Source organism: Beijerinckiaceae bacterium (assembly GCA_004564215.1).
Classification (GTDB): Bacteria; Pseudomonadota; Alphaproteobacteria; order Rhizobiales; family Beijerinckiaceae; genus Methylocapsa.
The window spans coordinates 427582-445778 of the sequence record CP024846.1; the positions used below are offsets into that span (position 1 = coordinate 427582).

Sequence of the window (18197 nt, forward strand, 5' to 3'; positions counted from 1 at the left end):
CGCTTATTGCGCGGTCACCGGTTTCACCGGCGCCTTCGGTTCGAATCAATTCACACTCCCGAAGCCGGGCACTCCTCTGCAACTTCGCGCAAGTGTAACAAGGCCGGCTCCAAACACCAAGTGCCGCACCGCAAGAAGGCACAAAACGGCGAGCTCATTGGCCTTGGCCCCGCGGATTGTCCTTTTCACCGGGCTTCTTGACCGGCTTCACGGGAACCTGTGGCGGCATGTGGACCTGGGGCGGCATCCCTCTTGGGGCCGCCGGAAAATTGCTTGGGCTAACCCGCGGACCCGGATGGGGAACGACCGGCGCAATCGCCACCGGCCGTGGCCCGCCTCCCCAGTTCGGGTGCGGCTGGGCAGGGGGTGGCATGTTTGCGGGCCTCGCCGCTGTCGCTGGGCGAGCGCCGGGAAAAACGCCTCTGTTTGGCATTGGCGGGGGCGCGACGATACCAACTGGCCCAGGATGCTGCGGCCTCCTCCCGGCCGGGAAACCCGCGTTGGCTGGTGCGTGCGGCTGGATCCCAGGGGGAACACGGATCGCCGCCGGCCCATGCGAAAGCTGAGGAGGCAGCACAGGAGAAATTTTGGGGATGGCCGCCGGCGGCAATCGATGGCCGGCAGGACCAGTCCTTCCAGTTGGACCGGGCGGCAACCCGGGCTTGGGTCCCGTGGAGGTGGGAAGCGGCTGACCAGTCGGCAACGCGTGGTGGGAAGGCGGCGGCGCCCCGTTTGGCGCCGGCTCGTGGATCGCAGTTGCCGGACGTGAGGGACCCGCAGGAGGAGGCGCGCCATTTGGAGCGGCGGGAACGCCGGGCTGGAGCCCTCCGGTGGGCCGTGCCGGGGCACCAGGAACTCCCCCCTGGGGTGGCGGCATGGCGCTCGGCGCGACGGCCGCGGGAGAACCCGGGCGGACGGGCCTGTCGAGGCCACGCATGGCTCGTTCCAGCCCCGCGGGCGGCGCTATGTTGGGCGCCCCTTGCTGCCCGAAATTTTGCTGAATGACCACGCCCGGCGTGGCGCGTTCTCTCCCGAACGGCACCGGAATGGGAATCGGGATCGGGAGAAAGCCTTGGCTCGGTGGCGGCGGCGGCGGCGCGATCTCGATGAATTCCACCGGCCGCGGCGGCAAAAAATAGTCGGGCGGCGGCGGAGGCGGCGGGTAATTCTCCGGGGCAAAGCTTATGACCGGCTGGTCGATAACCCGGTATTCCTCTTCTGGAGGCGGCGGCAAGCCACCGAAATCATAGGCCTCATAGCGGGGCGGAGGATCGAGGGGGGCCGATAAAAAAGTGAGCCTGCGACGGGCGTCCGCGAAATGCGGGCCGCGCGGATAGCGCTGCATATAGCTCCAATAGGCATCGGGCGTATTCGCGGAGACACAGCGGCGCCACGTCAAAGCCTCGCGCCTTGCCGCGAGCAAGGCTCGGACTCGGGCCGCAAGCCGATCATTTGGATAGGCTGCAAGGAATTCCTGATAGCCTGCGAATGTGTCGCGTTCCACCGCGGCGGCATAGGCCTCGGCGATGGGAAACTCTCGGATCGGGCGGGACCGCATGGCCGCATAGCTTTGCGCCGCGACGGGGGGCGGCGCATCAGGGCTGGCGGCAAAAAGCAAAATGGGCGTTTCGATCTTGGAAACATCCCAAGGCACAAAGGCGCCGTGCGTCGCTTCGTTCACCCTGAGCCTTGCGCGGGCGAAGGCTTCATCGATGGGCACCCCGCCTTCGCGCAACATCTCAGCCAAGGCCTTGGCATAAGCGCCATAAGGTGCGGGTTCCTCGGGCGCAATCGTACCCGGCGCCGCATTAAACGCGTAAAGCGAGCCGGGCTCCGCATCGATCAGCGCAAGACCGCTCGCGAGGCCTGGTCCGCTCTTCGCAAAATCATTGGCCCGCGCAGCATCGAGCACAATGATCCGAGCCTTGAGCGGCAACGCCGCGAGCGCGCGGGTAAAATCGGAAATGCGCAGCGCTTCCACTGGAATGTCGGTGTCGCGCGCAATCATGGCCTCGATGGGGGCGAAATAGTTTTCGCCCTCATATTGCAGGCCGCGCCCGGACAGATAGATGAACACGATCGCTTGGGGCCCGGCCTGCTCCGCCTTCGCCTGGAAATCACGAAACGCACGGCGCAGCGATTCCGAATCGAGATTGGCGGCGCCATTCACCTCAAATCCGGCGGCACGCAAGGAATCCGCGATGAGACCTGCGTCGTTTGCCGCCGTCGGCAACGCGCCGCCGCGATAGTCCGCATTGCCGATCACGAGGGCCAGTCGCGGTTCGGTCGTCTCCTGGGCAAACGCCTGGGGCCGCCATGAAACCAAGATCGCGAGCGCGACGGCGAGGAAGAGAACTCTATTTGTTTTCGTTCGAAACAGCATTTAGCACCATGGGCAACACCGGAAGCTCGCATAAAGGAAGGCCAGTGCGGCTGAATATTGGCTGAATGCTCCAGCTATCTTCCGTTCAGGTGCTCTGCGCGTGGGTTCCCTGGTAAAGCTTCAGGTGATGGCGCGGGCGACCTCCCTCCGCAAAAGCGGCAAGACCTCCGCCTCGAACCAAGGATTTCGCTTGATCCATCCGCTGTTGCGCCACGACGGATGCGGCAACGCAATGATACGCGGGCCCTTCCCCGCGAATTCCCGCCAGCGGCGGACCGTTTCATCAACGCCGAGGCCCTTCGGCAAAGGTCTTCCAAGCCGCGCGAAATGATAGTCCTGCGCATAACGGCCGATGGCAAGAATGCATTCAATCTGGGGCAATGCTGCGAACAATTCATCATGCCAGGTCTCGCGGCATTCGCGGCGCGGCGGCAGATCGCCCTTATTTTTGTCATGACCCGGAAAACAAAACCCCATCGGCACGATCGCCACCCTGGCTTCATCGTAGAAGATTTCACGCGGGAGGTTTATCCATTGCCGGAGCCGATCTCCGGACGCATCGTTGAAAGGCACGCCCGTTTGATGAACTCTGGTGCCGGGCGCCTGGCTAGCAATGAGCAAGCGCGCGGTCGAGGAGACCCGCAGCACGGGACGCGGCTCATGCGGAAGCGGTGTTTTCCGTGGCGCGTCGCGACAGAAGCGACAAGCCCGGATGCGTTCAGTCAGTTCGATGATTGATCGATTTGTATATCTATTGACATCAGAGATCAAACGTTTGTCCATCATAGGCAATCATCAACCCGGCGCTTTCCATTTCGGGCCGGAGGGCCAAGGCAGAGTCGCTCATATGCGTCACGACAATTCGCTTCGCCGAAAAGCCGGCAAGATTGGCCTTTAGCGAGGGCCAGTTGATGTGGTGCGGCACCGGCTCTCCCCCGGAATAGCATTCAACGACGAAAATATCGGCGTCCTTGGAAATGTCGAACAAGGCCTCGGTCCAGGCCGTGTCGCCTGAATAGGCAAACACATTTTTACCATCGTCCAGTCGAACGCCCGTCGCGATACCGCAGCAGCCGTGAACGACCTCAAAGCTCTCCACAGCGAGCCCCGCAGCTTTGGTTTTCCCGCGCGGGGGCAGTTCCTCGACCTTCCAAGGAAAACTCCAGGGCATCGCTTTTGTCACGGAAAAAAGAGTCTCGAGCGCGTCATCGAGCCGCTTTCTAAGGCCTGGCGGTCCGATCATTGTGAGGGGTTTTGTTCGCCGCGCAACGAATTGGCAGTCCAACAAAAGGAATGGCAAGCCCCCAAAATGGTCGCCGTGCAAATGCGATATCACGACGGCATCTATATCGGAGCAATCGTAGCCAAGCTTCTTCCAGCCGACAATCGAGGCGGCTCCAAAATCGACCAAGACGGTTTTCTCCAGCGCATCTATTTTGAAACAAGTGTGCGCGCGGCCGCCAGTCCCAAAGGCATCGCCCGAACCAACTATCGTTACTCGCATGACACCCTTTCTATGGACCTATCTGACGTAGAAAATCTCTGCGAGCAGCAGAAGAGACCGTAGCGGCGTAAAGTTCAAACCCAAAACAGAGCAGACGCAGAAGCTGGGTCCAAGGGAAGATACTTAAGACCGGCTCTCTACGACGTGCATGGGCACCAAACGTTTTTAGGAGGTTAACACGCGACTTTTGAGCGACGGACACGTCCTTGATGTGCGTTACCACACACTCAAACCCACCCCTTGGATTCACTGCAGCGCGGACTTCCGCGGAAGATTGTGCGCGCGAAAGCCGTCAGGTTGGGACCAGCGCATGTTGCGTACAAATCGAACGATCACCGAGCCGGGTCGTTAATCTTTTTGCGCCAACCTCGCAAATTGCGTGGACGCACCGAAAAGTCAGCAGGTCTTTCACACGATGACAAATGTCGCCGCAGAATTGACCGCGCACAGGCGGGTTGGCGATTCAGCGAATGCCGCACAGCGCAGGGCCGCGGTGTTAGATGCGACGCAAAAACTGCCCCTCTTCTCCGCCCAAAATCGATCTGGCTGCGATGTGGAATTGCTGCGCCTCTATGCAAGAGCACGAAGATCCTCGGTTCCTGCCATGGCCGCGCTTGCCGCCATCGTCGCGATTGTTGCCACGACCAGGGTCTCGCTCGAGTCCGTCGCGATCTGGCTCGCCCTCGATGTCGCCGCCATCAGCCTGTCCTACCGATACGCCGGAAAATTTCTGAATGCCGACGAGACCGCGCTCGATACAAGCCGCTGGCGTTACAAGTTCTTCTTCGCCGAAACCTGTCAGGGCCTTGTCTGGGCGGTTCTCATAGCGCTCATCAATGACTCGGGTGATCCCACCTCGCCAACGATCGGTTTGGTTTTGCTTTTGTTGGTCGCAACAATGAATGCGACCGTCACGGCGCCGATCCCTTTCGTCATGACCGGCGCATTGACGCCGATGACCCTCGTCATTCTCGGTTTCCTCCAGCCTGCGAGCCTTGCCGGCGGAGCCCCGCCGCTGTTTATTCTCGCTTGCGGGACGCAGCTTTACTTCATGTTCCTCGCCAGCAAGCTGCATGCGGCTTCGCGCGAAGGCCTGTCGTTTCAAACCGAAAAAGACCAATTGATCGCCGAGCTCGAACAGGCTAAGGCGAACAGCGATCTCGCGAGGCGGCGCGCCGAGTCCGCCAACCTCGCCAAGTCCCGCTTCCTGGCGACGATGAGCCATGAATTGCGGACTCCCCTCAATGCGATCCTCGGCTTTTCCGAAGTGATGAAAGGCGAGCTGTTCGGATCGCATGCAATCCCGTCCTATAAGGAATATTCAAACGACATTCATGCAAGCGGCCAGCATCTCCTGATGCTGATTAATGAAATTCTCGATCTCTCAAGGATTGAAGCGGGTCGTTTCGATCTCAAGGAAGAAGCGGTCGCGCTCGATCATATCGTTGAGGATTGCCGGCATCTGCTGGGCTTGCGCGCGAAGAAACGCCGGATCACGATTGAAGAATCCGTCGAACCCAATTTGCCTCATATTTGGGCCGATGAGCGCGCGCTTCGTCAGGTCAGTTTGAACCTCTTGTCCAACGCGATCAAATTTACCCCGCAAGGCGGACTGATCAAAATCAGAATTGGCTGGACTTCAAATGGCGGCCAATATGTCGCCGTGCGCGACAGCGGTCCCGGCATTCCCGAAGAAGAAATCCCGATCGTCATGTCATCCTTCGGCCGGGGCACGCTCGCGCAAAAAAATGCCGACGAAGGATCGGGGCTCGGCCTGCCGATCGTCAAAGGCCTTGTCGAACTGCACGGCGGAACCTTCACTTTGAAATCGAAGCCACGCGAAGGCACCGAAGTTGTCGTTATCCTTCCGCCGGAACGGGTGATGGACGCGGTGCCGGTGAGCGGAGTTCGGGGCGATGGGAGGCGCAAAGGCGCACGCCGGCTGCAACCTGGGACGACGACCGCCGCCTAGCATTCGAGGCCCCAGCCCGCGCGTCATCAACCATTTGTGCAAACATTTTGCCGGGTAAGATGATACGAAGCCACGCGAGAATGCCCCGATATTTGATTGCTGGCATGTCGCGTCGAATTTTTTCCGGTCGCCCGGCGCAGTTTGGCAATGCCGATCAAAAGCAATATAGGCCCTGCCCGCGACAGCTGCCGCAGCTGGGATAACGAGGAGACGAGCTGACGTGCTTTGGCCATTCAGGACAGCGCTTTTCCCACTGCGCATTTGCCGGCTTGCTGCAGCCGTCTTCTTAGGGTGCGCGGCCTTTGCACCCTTGGCCGCCGAAGAACCGATGCGCCCGGCACCCGTCGCGGGGGCGGAAGCAGGATCTCCTGAAACCACATCACATCAGGTCCAGGGCGAGCCGCATCCGCAAGAGCCAGCCACCGGGCAAAAGGCGCTCCCTCCGCCGGCCACCACTTCGCATACGGTCGAATTGCCCGGACGCAGCCTTCATTTCAAGGCGATTGCCGGGGCGACCCGCCTGAGAGATGGGGAGAGCCTGAGCCCCAGGGCCGATATCGCCACCGTCGCTTTCCTTTTGGAAGGCGCCGATCCTGCCAAGCGTCCGGTCACATTCGCAATCAATGGCGGCCCCGGCGCGTCTTCCGCTTGGCTCGATCTCGGCGCTCTGGGGCCATGGCGCCTGCCGCTCGACCGCAACGCACCGTCGCCTTCCATGTCCCCTGTCGTGGTCGACAATACCGACACCTGGCTAGATTTTACCGACCTCGTCTTTATTGATCCGCCCGGCACCGGCTATAGCCGCATCTTGGCGAAGGGCGACGAAACGCGCCGCCATTTCTATTCCGTCAATGGCGATATAGAGGCGCTGGCGGTCGCGATCCGCAAATGGCTGACCGCCAACAAACGGCTCGAAAGCCCCAAATTCATCGTAGGCGAGAGTTATGGCGGCTTTCGCGCCCCAAAACTCGCACGACGGCTTCAGGACAATGAGGGGATCGGCATTGAGGGTCTGATCTTGGTCTCCCCGGTGCTCGATTTCAGCTGGTTCGAGGGTGCCAATAATCCGTTGACCTTTGCAACGCGGCTCCCTTCTCAAGCGGCGGCCGCGCGCGGCCTTACCGGTTCCGACGGACGCGCGGCGCTTTCCGATGTCGAAGCCTATGCAGCCGGCCCCTATCTGACCGATCTCCTGCGGGGAGAACGCGACCCTCAGGCGCTGACCCGTCTTGCCGAAAGGGTTTCTGGCTTCACGGGCCTCGATCCGGCGCTTGTTCGTAAGCTCGGCGGACGCATCGATATTGCAACCTTCGCGCGGGAAAAAAATCGGGCCGGGGCGAAGATTTCCAGCATCTACGATGCGCGCGTGAGCGGTTATGATCCGTCCCCACACGCGGCCGCGAGCGAATATTCGGACCCCATTCTCGATGCGGCCAAGACGCCGCTGGCCAGCGCCATGGCCGATATTACCGCCAATCGCTTGGGTTGGCCGGTCGGGGAAGAACGCTATGAAATCCTGAATGAGAGTGTGAGCCATGCCTGGGACTTCGGCAGCGGCCGCAACCGGCCCGAGTCCCTTTCCGATCTGAAACAGGCGATGGCGCTCGACCCACGCCTACGCGTTCTGGTCGTGCATGGGCTCACCGATCAAGTGACGCCCTATTTTGCCTCCAAACTCCTCATCGACCAGGTCCCTCCCCTCGACGATCCGGGCCGCCTGCGCCTCAAAGTCTACGGCGGCGGCCACATGCTTTATTTCGACAACAAGTCCCGCGCCGACTTGCGGGAAGACGCGCGGCATTTGATCGAAGGAAAATGATGTTTTGTAGGAGAATTTTCTGATATTTACTTGATATTACATGGCTTAGATCACTTCTCCGGAACCTTGGCTTCCTCGAAAGTGGCCATGCCGGCGTAGCAGGCCAGGGCGGATTTCACGATTCCGCCCGCCAGAGCCGCGCCCGAGCCTTCGCCCAGCCGCAGCCCCAAATCCAAAATCGGCGTCTTGCCAAGCTTCCGCAATATGTCTCTGTGAGCCCCCTCAGCCGAGACATGGCCCGCCAGGCAATGATCGAGCGTTGCGGGATCGAGCGCGTGGAGGATCGCTGCCGCGGCGCAGACCACATAGCCATCAAGGATCACCGGGATGCGTTCCATCCGCGCGGCCATGATCGCTCCGGCAATCGCCGCGATTTCGCGCCCGCCAAGGCGTCGCATCAGTTCAAGGGGATCGGATAAATGCTCCTTGTGCAATGCAACGGCAGCTTCCACGGCGGCAATTTTCCGCGCCAATCCGCTGTCATCGATTCCAGTGCCCCGCCCCACCCAATCGGCCGCACGCCCCCCATATAGCCCGTAGTAAATAGCGGCTGCCACCGTCGTGTTGCCGATGCCCATTTCACCGAGGCACAGGAGATCGATGCCCCCTGCAATGGCCTCCATCCCGAAAGCGAAGGTCGCCATCGCCGAGGCCTCATCCATCGCCGGAGCTTCCGTGATGTCGGCGGTGGGAAGATCGAGGGCGAGTTCAAACACCTTCAGCCCCATCCCGTTCGCGGCGCAAATCTGATTGATAGCCGCTCCGCCTGCCGAAAAATTATCCATCATCGCGCGCGTGACGGAGGCCGGATAGGCCGACACGCCCTTTTGCGTGACACCGTGATTGCCGGCGAACACAGCAACCTGGGGCCGCTCGATCGTGGGTTTTGGCTTGCCCTGCCATGCAGCCAAAAACTCGACGATTTCCTCAAGCCGGCCGAGCGAACCCGACGGTTTGGTCAAAATGGCTTGGCGCGCGCGGACGGCTTGCCGGGAAGCCTCCGACGCTTGGGGCATGGAAGCGACCAGCGCGCGGATCGAGTCGAACGGTGTTTGGGCGGTGGACATCAAGACCTGCAGCAAAAGTGGAGACGTCTCTTAGGCCAGACAAGGCCGGGCCGGAAGGCCTGCGGCAACTCGCCTCGTTCTTTGCTGCACTTGCGATATTGCAATGCAGCAATTGAGCTCCTATGTACGCCTTATCGTGTTTCTAGGGAGGATAAACACTAACGTTATCAACACGGATCGGAGACCGACACCATGAAAAGCCAAATCTATCTCACTGCCTTGGGGCTGGTTCTCGCGACTTCGGCCCTCGGCTTTGCCACGGTCGGACACCTGCCGAGCTTTCACGCGCGGGAGACCGCGCCGATTCGGGCTTTCCAGCCGGCCGCAGAAGATGCGCCGCACCCTATCCGCTGCTATAACGGCGTGAAGGGCGAACCCGACAAGCTCTATCGTGGCTGGGTCTGCGAATAAGCGCAGTTCCCCCTGTCGAAATAAGACTGCGGCCCGTTGAGTACCGCTCAACGCAGCACTCGACAAAAGCCATTTGATCTCCGATGAGAAGCGATGCGCCTTCGCTCGTCGCTTCTCATCGACCTCATCGTCTGTTTGCGGTTTTACACCCGCATTCCCGTGCCGGAACGCTGGGAGAAGAGCGAGCCATCTACGCTTGCCGGCTTCCCCCACGCGATCCGTATGCTGCCTTTTGCGGGTGGCATACTGGGGGCGCTCGCCACGCTTGTCCTCTGGGGTGCGTCTGGGCTCGGATTTCCGCCGCTGATTGCTGCGCCGCTGTCTATTTGCGCCTTGATCCTCCTCAGCGGGGGCATGCATGAAGACGGTTTGGCCGATTGCGCCGACGGTTTTTTCGGTGGCGCAACGCGCGAGCACAAACTCGAAATCATGCGCGATAGCGCGATCGGCTCTTTCGGCGCGCTGGCGCTGGCCCTGAGCCTCTATTTACGTGCCGCGAGCCTAGTCCTCATCGCCACCGAGTCCTTAATTCTAGCGGGCACGGTGCTGATCGGTGCTGCAGCCTTTTCGCGCACAATAGCATTGATTCCCTTGGTAATGCTGGCACCGGCTCGCGATCAGGGAGCGGGCTTCGCGGCGGGAAAGCCTGAGCCAAGGGCCCTCGTCGCAGCCTTCTCCCTTGCCTTTGTCTTTGGCCTTGTTCCTCTCAGCGGAGGCGCAGGGTTTGGGCAGACATTCGCGGCCATGATTTTGGCGTCTGCGGCGGCATTGGGATTGGCTCTCTTCGCCAGACGCCAGATCGGCGGGCAAACCGGGGATGTTGTCGGCGCGACCCAGCAACTGGCTGAAATGGCGTTCTATCTGGCGTTTACGGCGCAGGCCTGACAGCGCGCGCCGCAGTTCCTAGTTAGACTCCCGCGAGATATTGGGTGGGATCAACCGGCGTCGTGCCCTTGCGCAATTCAAAATGAAGTTGCGGCGACGCGACATTGCCGCTTTGGCCCGATTTCGCAATCGTCTGACCCCGCTTCACCGTCTCACCGCGCTTCACTTCGATGTCTCCATTATTCGCATAGGCCGAGACAAATCCGTTGGGATGGCGGATCAGAATAAGATTTCCATAGCCTTTCAGCTCATTGCCGGCGTAGGCAACGACGCCGCTTTCGGCTGCCTTGACTGAGGTTCCTTCGGGGACCGCAATATTGATCCCATCATTGCCCCCCGGTTTGAAAGCTTGGATAATCCGTCCCCGCGCCGGCCAGCGGAATTCCGGATTTGCGCTCTCCGTCGCGCTCGCTCTGGCCGGCTCCTCGGCAGCGGCCGGCGTCTCAACTTTCGCGACCTTGGAATTTTCCGCCTTGATCGGCTCCTGAGCCGGTTTTGTTTGGGCGAGCCGCTCCGCCTTGGGGGATGCGGCAGGTGCCAGCGGTTTGGGCTCAAGCTTGCCCGAAGTCCGCGACGGGGGTGCTGTGAGAAGGCCGACACGGCTCGTCGGTGCGGCGCCCTTCCCGGAGGGTCGGGCATCGGCGGCTTTATTCGAGGGGGACGGATTTCGCGTAGAGGCGGGCTGAACGCCACTCGAAGTGGCCAAGGCCGCATTGTAAACGGGAATGACGACGCGTGCTCCCGGCTTGACCTGGGCCGCGTTGGCGAAGCCGTTCGCGCGAAGGATCGCATCGAGCGGCACACCATACCGGTTGGCAAGGATTTGGGCGTTCTCGCCCTGCGCAACGACAACCGGCGAACCGCCCTGTGCGGACCAGCCCGCGATACTTTGTCCTGCATGTGAGGGCGTGGGCGTGACCGCAATCCGGGCCGCGGGGGGAGAGAGAGCGGCATTGCTGGCTGTCGGCATGCCGAGCGGCCGCGATTGCACAGAACCGACGGGCGCAGATGCTACGACACCCGCAGCAGGCCCGGGATTGCCAATATTGGCCGACGTTTGAAATGGATTGGACAATGGGTCGCTTAGGCGCTCGGACGTGGAGCAGCCAGCGAGGGTGCCCGCCGCAACGCCTGTGAGGGCGAGGCGGACCGCAAACCGCGCGCAGGAAACACGAATAAATTTACTCATGACGCAACTCACCGACACAAAGCCTACTGACCCATTAAGGGCGGATTCAGTTAAGGGAGAGTTTAAGATGAACGATCGTTCACGAAAAACCGGATAAAATTACAAATTATTGCAAAGCTACCGGATCGATCAGAGCGCGCGCGCTTCGCCCGGCAACAAAGGCTGCAACCGGCAACCGCAGATGGGGGCCTCGTCGAGGCCGCCTTCCTCATTGCGGACGATCCGCACGATCTTGCGGTGCGAGGGCGCCGAAGGATCAAGCCGCCCGGCGACGAAAACGCCGCCGGTCCCCAGGAGCGCGATGAGATTTTCGGGAATATCTCCGAGCAGCCCCTGAACAATGATCCGGTCAAAGGGGCCGATTGAAGGCGTAACGGCCAAGCCGTCGCCGAATACAACCGCGGCGTTTTTGATCGAAAGCTGTTCAAGTCTTGCCTCGGCCTCGATTGCAAGGCTCTGAAACCTCTCGATCGAAAGGACCTCACGCGCCAGCCGCGCGAGCAAAGCCGTCGCATAACCGGAACCGGTTCCAATCTCGAGCACCCGGTGGTCGCTTGCCGGCGCCAGCGCCTCGATCATCCGGGCGGTCAGCCAGGGTTCTGGAAGGGTTTGTCCGCAGCGAAGCGGCAGCGCGATGGCGCGCCGCGCCAGATCGGTAAAGCGATGCGGCACGAAGATTTCGCGGGGCACATTCTCGAGGGCCCGCAAAAGATTGAGATCCTGGATGCCGCGGGCGCGCAGCGCCATGAGAAAGGCCGCCTTGATTTGCCCATCCTGATCTTCATCAGGAAGCTGGGACGGTGGCGGTTTCTCAAGCTGCATCAATATTTGCCTCGATCAGCGAAGCGCCTGGCGATAGCGCGTCAGCACCGGTTGGTCCGTCAGATCGAGCTTCAGGGGCGTCACCGAAATGCGGTTCTGGTCCAAGGCTTCGAGGTCCGTCCCGGGTCCCGGGGTCGAATTACCCCGCGCAAAAGAGATCCAATAATAAGGATTGCCGCGCCCGTCCGCCCGCTCATCGATCGTGATGGTTTGGGCGTCCCGCCTCCCTTGCACGCTCACGGCTATGCCCTGGACCGCCTCCGGCGGACAAGCGGGAAAATTTACATTGATCAAAATACTGGGCGGAATGCCTTCGGCCAGGATCTTGGCGATCAGGCCAGGAGCATGGGCTTCGGCACAATTCCAGAAGGTTTCGTCGCGCCCGATTGGGCCATAAGCCTGGGAAAGCGCAATCGAAGGCAAGCCGAGGCTGGTCCCCTCCATCGCGCCGGCGACCGTGCCCGAATAGGTGATGTCCTCGGCGACATTCTGGCCGCAATTGACCCCTGAGAGGACGAGATCCGGGGCCTTGTCTTCCAACAGCCGGCGCACCCCCATGATGACGCAATCGGTCGGCGTCCCCTTCACGGCGAAATGGCGCGCGGAAATCTTGCGCAGCCGCAACGGATCGTTAATCGAGAGAGAATGGGCAACCCCCGATTGATCGTTTTCAGGAGCCACAACAAAAACATCGTCCGACAAATTCTTGGCGATGCGCTCCAAAACCGCAAGGCCGGGAGCGTGGATTCCATCGTCATTGGTAATCAAAATGCGCATGGGCGCGGCCTCAAACTTTCGCGATTCTTTCGATGCCGCCCATATAGGCGCGCAAAACCTTCGGGACGGTGACGGATCCGTCCGCGTTCTGGTAATTTTCAAGCACCGCAACCAGCGCCCGGCCAACCGCGACGCCCGAGCCATTGAGGGTGTGCAGGAACCGTGTCGCTTTTGCGCCTTCAGGCCGGTAGCGTGCATTCATCCGCCGCGCCTGGAAATCGCCGCAGACCGACACGGAGGAAATCTCGCGATAGCGGTTTTGCCCCGGCAGCCACACCTCGATGTCATAGGTTTTTTGCGAGGCAAAACCCATGTCGCCGGTGCAGAGGGTGACGACGCGATAGGGAAGCTCCAGGCGCTTCAACACTTCCTCGGCACACAACAGCATGCGCTCGTGTTCGGCCAGCGCATTTTCCGGTGTGGTGATCGAGACAAGTTCGACCTTGGTGAATTGATGCTGGCGGATCATTCCGCGCGTGTCTTTGCCCGCCGCCCCCGCCTCGGCACGAAAACAGGGCGTGCAGGCCGTGACTCGCAGGGGTAGATCCTTCTCTTCGAGGATCGATTCACGGACGAGATTGGTGAGGGGAACTTCGGCGGTCGGAATGAGCCAAAGTTTGCTTTCTCCAAAAGCTTTTTCAAGCTCCCTATAGAGGCTAAGCCTTCTTAACTCGTCCAGGTCCATCTGAATTTCAGAACCGTCATCAAACGGATCAAAACTTGGGGCAGCGTTTAAGCGATTTAATTCATTATAGAGAACAGGAATTAATACTTTCGCTTTTTCGATCTGTTCAAGCGGCGGTATTCGCTGAACAGCGCTGAACTGATCCTCCTTAAACTTCGGCAATTGCGCGGTGCCAAACATGGCGTCATCACGCACAAGGATCGGCGGGTTCACCTCCATATAGCCGTGCTCGCCGGTATGCAGATCGAGCATGAACGCCCCAAGCGCACGCTCCAGCCGCGCAAGACCACCCTTCGTCACGACAAAACGCGCGCCGGAAATTTTTGTCGCGGTTTCGAAATCCATCAGGCCGAGCGCCTCGCCAATCTCGAAATGCTCTTTCGGTTGAAAGTCCAGCGCGCGCGGTTCACCGACGCGACGCAGTTCGACATTGTCGTTTTCATCCTTGCCGACGGGCACATCGGCGAGGGGCGTGTTGGGAATTTCAGCAAGGGCAGAGTCGAGCGCGGCGATCGCCTCGCGCTCCTCGCTCTCGAAAGCCGCAAACGACTCTTTTAATTCTCCGACTTCGATCTTCAAAGCCTTGGCGAGGGAGGCATCGCCCGCCTTCATCGCGGCGCCGATCTCCTTAGATGCCACATTGCGCCGCTCCTGCGCGGCTTGCGACTTGGCGATCGCGGCACGGCGTCGGTCGTCGAGCGCAAGAAGATTTTCGGCGAGCGGTTCGAGACCGCGCCGCCGCCGCCCTTGATCGAAAATATCGGCGTTCTCGCGAATCCATTTGATGTCGTACATGAAACTCTACTGCCTCGAAGGGTACAAATTTCAAGTTCCAGACGCTGGCTCGGCCTTATTTGCTTGGTCACGTCCTTTCTCGATCATGCGGACGGCAAGGATCGATAGCTCATAGAGACCCAATGCGGGAGCAGCCAGCGCGAGCATGGAGAATATATCGGGCGGCGTCAGGACCGCGGCCAGGACAAAAACGAGTACGATTGCGTAGCGCCGCTGCTTCCGCAAAAAATCCGAACTCACGATCCCGACGCGTCCGAGCAGCGTCAAGACCACCGGCAATTGGAAGGTAATCCCGAAAGCAAAAATCAATGTCATGATCAGCGAGAGATATTCGCTGACTCGCGGCAAAAGCTCGATCTGCGCGCGCCCCGGTTCCTTGGCCTGCTGCATGCCGATAAAAAAGTGCAACAGGTTCGGCATGACCACGAAATAAACGAGCAGGGCGCCGGCCGCGAAGAAGACCGGCGTGGCGAATAGATAAGGCGCGAATGCCTTGCGCTCATGCTTATAGAGACCAGGCGCCACGAAAGCGTAAAGCTGGCCGAAAATCACCGGACAGGAGAGAAACGACGCGGAAAACAGAGCGACCCTGATTTGCGTGAAAAAATATTCCTGCGGCGCGGTGTAGATCAGCCGTGCATCGGGACCGGCTGCATGCTCGAAGGGCACAAGCAGAATATTGTAGATATCCTTGGCGAAAAAGAAGCAGACGATAAACATGATCACGAAAGCGCCAAGCGCCTTGATCAGACGCGCGCGCAGCTCGATCAAATGATCCATCAAGGGCGCTTTGGTCGCCTCGATATCGGCGTCGGTCATGGGTGGTTCGTTCCGGCAAGCATGGGGGGTGGTGTAGCTGAACCAGATCGTCTGGGACAGTCACACTTTAGGATGTTTTCGCGCCATCCCCCCGGGCCTCGCGGGACTTAGCCTCTCGCATCTCGGTCGCGAGCGCCTCTGAGAGCGCCCGCATCTCGGCATCGATGGCGCCGGGCGCAGGCGGCACTTTGGCGGTTGATGTGCCGGAATCGGTGTCGGGCACGGCGGGAGCAATACCAGCGGAGAGAAAAGTTTCGCCGCCTTCGGCCGCTTCCGGGAGAGACGGCAAAGCGATGGTATTCAACGAATGGTCCGGATTATCGGGGGCGGAAATCGCCGGAGCATCGATCGGACGGGGCGCCGATTTGTCGGCCGCCTCCATCGCACTGGTAATCTCGGCTTTGATTTGCGCCAGCGGATCGATCTTGGCGCTCTTGGCGAGTTTTTCGACGTCCGCCTTGATGTCTTCGACCTCGGCGTCGCGCATCGCGTCCATGAACTGGGCGCGGAACTCTGCACTCATGCGGCGCAATTTGGCAGCCGCCTGCCCCACTTGGCGCATGACGCGAGGAAGTTCCTTGGGTCCAATGACAATCAAGGCCACGATCCCGATAATGAAAAGCTTGCCAGCATCAAATTCGAACATGCAGAAGAATCACTCGGGCTTGCCGGCAATGATCGTGGATAAAGCGCGGCTTCGCTCTGCCGGTTCTGACTTTATCCGGGCGGCATCAACACCTTTAGCCAAGCTTGCGCGTCTCAGAAACCTTGGCCGGGTCTGCCGCTTGATGATCGAGCGAGCGCAAAGACTCCGCCGAATGCTTGATCTCCGGTTTGTCCTCTTCTTCCGCCAAGCCCCTTTTAAAGGATTTTATGCCCTTGGCGACATCGCCCATAAGATCCGAAATCTTGCCCTTGCCGCCGAACAGGAGCATCGCGACCACCCCGACGATGAGCCAATGCCAAATCGAGAGACCGCCCATGACGCAAAACCTCCGTATGCTACGCGAGAGGAAACCAAGCCCGCCCGCCGTGCCGCAAACCTAGGCTTCCCCAAGGCCAAAAACAAGAAGGCCGAAGCCGTTCTCGGCGCAAACTCGGTCAAGCTCCAGGGTGTTAAACGTAATTCCGCCGAGAGCCGGTCAAGACCGAGACAGCCCGCACCCTGGAAACGGCCTCTGCGCCCCAATATCCGTGCTCAAGATTGGCAATCCTCGGGCGCGGGTGCCGGATCTTCCGCCTCGTCTTCAAGTGAGGCTTTCCCTTCCAAGCTTGGCTCGGGAGCTTCAGAACCAAAATCCGCGGCTTTTTCGTCCTCCAGCGGGTCCTCATCTTCCGCAAGCAGTGCATCATCGGAAGGTTGCGGGATGCCAAAACCTTGCGGCAGGCGACCATCGAACAATCCGGCGCCCTTCAGTTCCTCGAGGCCAGGAAGGTCGGTGATCGCCTCCAAACCGAATTGAATGAGGAAGGCCTCCGTCGTCCCATAGGTGATCGGGCGGCCCGGCACACGCCGGCGGCCGCGCAGGCGCACCCATCCGGTCTCAAGCAGCAGGTCGAGGGTTCCCTTGGAGATAGCAACGCCCCTGATATCCTCGATCTCGGCCCGCGTCACCGGCTGATGATAGGCAACGATCGCCAGCGTTTCGAGCGCTGCGCGCGAGAGCCGCTTGGTCTCGCCCTCGCCGTTGGCCAGCGCCCAGGCGAGATCGACGGCCGTGCGGAACATCCATTTCCCACCAGCCTTCACGAGATTGACGCCCCGCGTGGCATATTCCGTCTTCAGCTCTTCAAGGACGGCAGCCGCCGCCACATCGCGCGGCATGCGCTTTTCGATCTCGGCCTCGCTCAACGGTTCGGGCGCCGCAAACAACAGGGCTTCGGCAATCCGCATAGCCTCGGACAAACCATCGTCGCGGGACGGGCGTGCGCTCGGATCAATTTGGGCAAACAATTGCGCTACTTCCGCCAAAGTTAAATCCTTCTGTCCATCTCAAGGTCGCAGCAAAACAATTTCCGCCGGCGGCAATTTGCGCCGGATCCAGATCGGCGCAAAAGGCCCGTCCTGCCGGATCGAAATCGCCCCTTCGCGGGCCATTTCGAGCGAAGCGGAAAGCGTCGAAGCCAGCACCGTACGACGGGTCTCCGGCGTGGTACAAAATTCAACGAGATAGGCGTCGAGAACCGTCCAATCGAGCGCCCGCCCAGCCAGTTTTTCCAGTTCGCCACGGGCATGGGCAAGCGACCAGACAAATCGCTGCTTGAATGTGACGCGGGTCAGCGCCTGCGTCTGGCGCCGGCTCGCATAGGCGGTGAGCAGTTCATATAGGCTCGCACGCCATTGCGGCGTGCCTGAGGTGTCGGCGGCCGGCTCGGGACAGCCGCGCAAGAACAAGTCGCGCCCCAGGCGCGGCCGGTTGACAAGAGCTTCGGCGGCCGCGCGGATTGCATCTAGACGGCGCAGCCGGAACTGCAAAGCCTCTGCAAGCTCCGCGACCTCCGGCTCGGTTCCCTTCTCGGCCTGGGGAAGCAAAAGCCGGGATTTCAAATAAGCGAGCCAAGCCGCCATGACCAGATAATCGGCGGCAAGCTCAAGCCGAAGGCTACGCGCGGTCTCGATAAATTCGAGATATTGCTCGGTCAGCGCCAAGACCGAAATCTTATGCAAATCAACTTTCTGCCGGCGTGCCAGGTCGAGCAGGAGGTCGAGCGGGCCCTCGAACCCTTCAATGTCGACCACGAAGGAGGTCTCATCCCTCGCTTCGGTCGCAGTTTCCTCAAAGGGCAAATTCAACGAATCGCACTCCTGCTTGCGGCGCTTGCCTAAGACTCTGCCGTGGCCCATCCTTTTTCGCAAGCTCCGCCGCTCCTGCCCCGCGAGGCATGCCGGCGGTCGGTCGTCTCCAAAGTCCGCCACCGAACCGCCGTTCCTGTGGAGGAAATCACCAAATCCAGGAGTTTTCTCGCAACCCTATAAAACTTGTGGATATTACCGAATCGGCTCAATATTATCTCCTGAAAACAGCGCGAAGTTCGGTCGGTTTGGGGCCGCACAATCCCAATTGAGGC

General features: G+C 60.3%; 16 protein-coding genes and 1 pseudogene. 4 read left to right on the forward strand and 13 right to left on the reverse strand.

What is annotated here, in order from left to right:
- Window positions 1-154 precede the first annotated feature (154 nt).
- The 3 genes from CU048_01995 to CU048_02005 form a co-directional block, all read right to left on the reverse strand.
- Window positions 155-2383 carry a caspase-like domain-containing protein gene (locus tag CU048_01995; protein ID QBR70251.1) on the reverse strand — a complete coding sequence of 743 codons (2229 nt, stop codon included), beginning with the start codon at window positions 2381-2383 and terminating at the stop codon, window positions 155-157.
- 120 nt (window positions 2384-2503) lie between these two features.
- Complete coding sequence (locus tag CU048_02000; protein ID QBR70252.1) at window positions 2504-3166, reverse strand: uracil-DNA glycosylase; 663 nt, start codon at window positions 3164-3166, stop codon at window positions 2504-2506.
- Entirely contained in the window at window positions 3144-3887 is a 744-nt protein-coding gene (locus tag CU048_02005) for an MBL fold metallo-hydrolase (GenBank protein QBR70253.1), read from the reverse strand. The genes CU048_02000 and CU048_02005 overlap by 23 nt, the downstream gene beginning before the upstream one ends.
- Window positions 3888-4302: 415 nt before the next feature.
- Here CU048_02005 and CU048_02010 point away from each other — a divergent pair, with 415 nt between their 5' ends.
- Both CU048_02010 and CU048_02015 read left to right on the forward strand, forming a co-directional pair.
- On the forward strand, window positions 4303-5859 hold the full coding sequence (locus CU048_02010; GenBank protein QBR72584.1) for a two-component sensor histidine kinase: 1557 nt from the start codon (window positions 4303-4305) through the stop codon (window positions 5857-5859).
- Between the two features lie 328 nt (window positions 5860-6187).
- On the forward strand, window positions 6188-7678 hold the full coding sequence (locus tag CU048_02015; protein QBR72585.1) for a peptidase S10: 1491 nt from the start codon (window positions 6188-6190) through the stop codon (window positions 7676-7678).
- 50 nt (window positions 7679-7728) lie between these two features.
- Here CU048_02015 and cobT read toward each other — a convergent pair whose 3' ends face one another.
- A complete protein-coding gene (gene cobT / locus CU048_02020) occupies window positions 7729-8745 on the reverse strand; it encodes a nicotinate-nucleotide--dimethylbenzimidazole phosphoribosyltransferase (GenBank protein ID QBR70254.1) in 1017 nt (338 codons plus the stop codon).
- A 192-nt stretch (window positions 8746-8937) separates the two neighbouring features.
- Between cobT and CU048_02025 the strand changes: the two genes are divergently transcribed.
- Together CU048_02025 and cobS are read left to right on the forward strand one after the other, a co-directional pair.
- Window positions 8938-9156: a hypothetical protein gene (locus CU048_02025; GenBank protein QBR70255.1), complete on the forward strand. Its 219-nt coding sequence runs from the start codon at window positions 8938-8940 to the stop codon at window positions 9154-9156.
- A gap of 93 nt (window positions 9157-9249) precedes the next feature.
- The gene (gene cobS / locus CU048_02030; protein ID QBR70256.1) at window positions 9250-10041 is read left to right on the forward strand and encodes an adenosylcobinamide-GDP ribazoletransferase; all 792 of its coding nucleotides are present in this window, start codon (window positions 9250-9252) and stop codon (window positions 10039-10041) included.
- A 22-nt stretch (window positions 10042-10063) separates the two neighbouring features.
- Here cobS and CU048_02035 read toward each other — a convergent pair whose 3' ends face one another.
- The 9 genes and pseudogenes from CU048_02035 to CU048_02075 form a co-directional block, all read right to left on the reverse strand.
- Window positions 10064-11230, reverse strand: a complete 1167-nt coding sequence (locus tag CU048_02035; GenBank protein QBR70257.1) for a peptidase M23 — start codon at window positions 11228-11230, stop codon at window positions 10064-10066.
- 129 nt (window positions 11231-11359) lie between these two features.
- The gene (locus CU048_02040) at window positions 11360-12052 is read right to left on the reverse strand and encodes a protein-L-isoaspartate(D-aspartate) O-methyltransferase (GenBank protein ID QBR70258.1); all 693 of its coding nucleotides are present in this window, start codon (window positions 12050-12052) and stop codon (window positions 11360-11362) included.
- A 15-nt stretch (window positions 12053-12067) separates the two neighbouring features.
- Entirely contained in the window at window positions 12068-12829 is a 762-nt protein-coding gene (locus CU048_02045) for a 5'/3'-nucleotidase SurE (GenBank protein ID QBR70259.1), read from the reverse strand.
- 10 nt (window positions 12830-12839) lie between these two features.
- Window positions 12840-14309 (reverse strand): serine--tRNA ligase, encoded by a 1470-nt coding sequence (locus CU048_02050; protein QBR70260.1) that lies wholly within the window; start codon window positions 14307-14309, stop codon window positions 12840-12842.
- A 30-nt stretch (window positions 14310-14339) separates the two neighbouring features.
- Complete coding sequence (gene tatC / locus CU048_02055) at window positions 14340-15128, reverse strand: twin-arginine translocase subunit TatC (protein QBR70261.1); 789 nt, start codon at window positions 15126-15128, stop codon at window positions 14340-14342.
- A gap of 205 nt (window positions 15129-15333) precedes the next feature.
- A pseudogene (locus CU048_02060) lies at window positions 15334-15774 on the reverse strand (twin-arginine translocase subunit TatB).
- A gap of 94 nt (window positions 15775-15868) precedes the next feature.
- Window positions 15869-16111 carry a twin-arginine translocase TatA/TatE family subunit gene (locus tag CU048_02065; GenBank protein QBR70262.1) on the reverse strand — a complete coding sequence of 81 codons (243 nt, stop codon included), beginning with the start codon at window positions 16109-16111 and terminating at the stop codon, window positions 15869-15871.
- Between the two features lie 215 nt (window positions 16112-16326).
- The gene (gene scpB / locus CU048_02070) at window positions 16327-17022 is read right to left on the reverse strand and encodes an SMC-Scp complex subunit ScpB (GenBank protein QBR72586.1); all 696 of its coding nucleotides are present in this window, start codon (window positions 17020-17022) and stop codon (window positions 16327-16329) included.
- A 99-nt stretch (window positions 17023-17121) separates the two neighbouring features.
- Window positions 17122-17973, reverse strand: coding sequence for a segregation/condensation protein A (locus CU048_02075; protein QBR70263.1), 852 nt, complete (start codon window positions 17971-17973; stop codon window positions 17122-17124).
- Window positions 17974-18197: the final 224 nt, after the last annotated feature.

Bases quoted from the DNA above. Each gene is read 5' to 3' on its own strand.
- CU048_01995 (QBR70251.1), bottom strand. From the start codon at position 2,383: ATGCTGTTTCGAACGAAAACAAATAGAGTTCTCTTCCTCGCCGTCGCG.
- CU048_02000 (QBR70252.1), bottom strand. From the start codon at position 3,166: ATGGACAAACGTTTGATCTCTGATGTCAATAGATATACAAATCGATCA.
- CU048_02005 (QBR70253.1), bottom strand. From the start codon at position 3,887: ATGCGAGTAACGATAGTTGGTTCGGGCGATGCCTTTGGGACTGGCGGC.
- CU048_02010 (QBR72584.1), top strand. From the start codon at position 4,303: ATGACAAATGTCGCCGCAGAATTGACCGCGCACAGGCGGGTTGGCGAT.
- CU048_02015 (QBR72585.1), top strand. From the start codon at position 6,188: ATGCGCCCGGCACCCGTCGCGGGGGCGGAAGCAGGATCTCCTGAAACC.
- cobT (QBR70254.1), bottom strand. From the start codon at position 8,745: ATGTCCACCGCCCAAACACCGTTCGACTCGATCCGCGCGCTGGTCGCT.
- CU048_02025 (QBR70255.1), top strand. From the start codon at position 8,938: ATGAAAAGCCAAATCTATCTCACTGCCTTGGGGCTGGTTCTCGCGACT.
- cobS (QBR70256.1), top strand. From the start codon at position 9,250: ATGCGCCTTCGCTCGTCGCTTCTCATCGACCTCATCGTCTGTTTGCGG.
- CU048_02035 (QBR70257.1), bottom strand. From the start codon at position 11,230: ATGAGTAAATTTATTCGTGTTTCCTGCGCGCGGTTTGCGGTCCGCCTC.
- CU048_02040 (QBR70258.1), bottom strand. From the start codon at position 12,052: ATGCAGCTTGAGAAACCGCCACCGTCCCAGCTTCCTGATGAAGATCAG.
- CU048_02045 (QBR70259.1), bottom strand. From the start codon at position 12,829: ATGCGCATTTTGATTACCAATGACGATGGAATCCACGCTCCCGGCCTT.
- CU048_02050 (QBR70260.1), bottom strand. From the start codon at position 14,309: ATGTACGACATCAAATGGATTCGCGAGAACGCCGATATTTTCGATCAA.
- tatC (QBR70261.1), bottom strand. From the start codon at position 15,128: ATGACCGACGCCGATATCGAGGCGACCAAAGCGCCCTTGATGGATCAT.
- CU048_02065 (QBR70262.1), bottom strand. From the start codon at position 16,111: ATGGGCGGTCTCTCGATTTGGCATTGGCTCATCGTCGGGGTGGTCGCG.
- scpB (QBR72586.1), bottom strand. From the start codon at position 17,022: ATGCGGATTGCCGAAGCCCTGTTGTTTGCGGCGCCCGAACCGTTGAGC.
- CU048_02075 (QBR70263.1), bottom strand. From the start codon at position 17,973: ATGGGCCACGGCAGAGTCTTAGGCAAGCGCCGCAAGCAGGAGTGCGAT.